At 77.8% G+C, this 451-nt stretch carries 1 protein-coding gene; it reads left to right on the top strand.

Annotated features, from left to right (window positions below):
• Positions 1 to 69: 69 nt before the first annotated feature.
• On the top strand, positions 70 to 451 hold a 382-nt coding region (locus GTW08_RS07830; protein ID WP_161151690.1), incomplete at its 3' end, for a flavodoxin family protein.

The following is a 451-nucleotide window of genomic DNA, read 5'->3' as shown; positions in this document are numbered from 1 at the left end:
GGCGTCGCGGGCCGTCGCCGCGGAGCGCCTGGCCGCGCTGCGCGCGGAGGTCGACGGGATGCTCGCCGGATGAGCGCGCGCCTGCTCCTGGTCCACCACACGCCGTCCCCCGCCACCGCGGAGCTGCTCGCGGAGGTCCGCGCGGGCGCGGCCGACCCGGACATCACCGGGGTGGAGGTCGTCGCCCGCGCCGCCCTGGCCGCGACGGCGAGCGACCTGCTCGCCGCGGACGCCGTCGTCCTCGGGACGCCGGCGAACATCGGCTACATGTCCGGCGCGCTCAAGCACTTCCTCGACCAGGTCTTCTACGTCTGCGCCGACGACACCCGCGGCCTGCCCTACGGGCTGTGGGTGCACGGCGGCTCGGACACCTCCGGCGCGACCCGCTCGGTGACGACGGTCGCCGGGGCGATGGGCTGGACCGCGGCGGCCGCGCCGGTCGAGGTCGCGG

The organism is Pseudonocardia sp. SID8383, assembly GCF_009864975.1.
In the GTDB taxonomy this organism is placed as follows: Bacteria; Actinomycetota; Actinomycetes; order Mycobacteriales; family Pseudonocardiaceae; genus Pseudonocardia; species Pseudonocardia alni.
The sequence above is the reverse complement of the archived record's forward strand: the minus strand, read 5'-3'. Positions and strand labels throughout refer to the sequence as shown.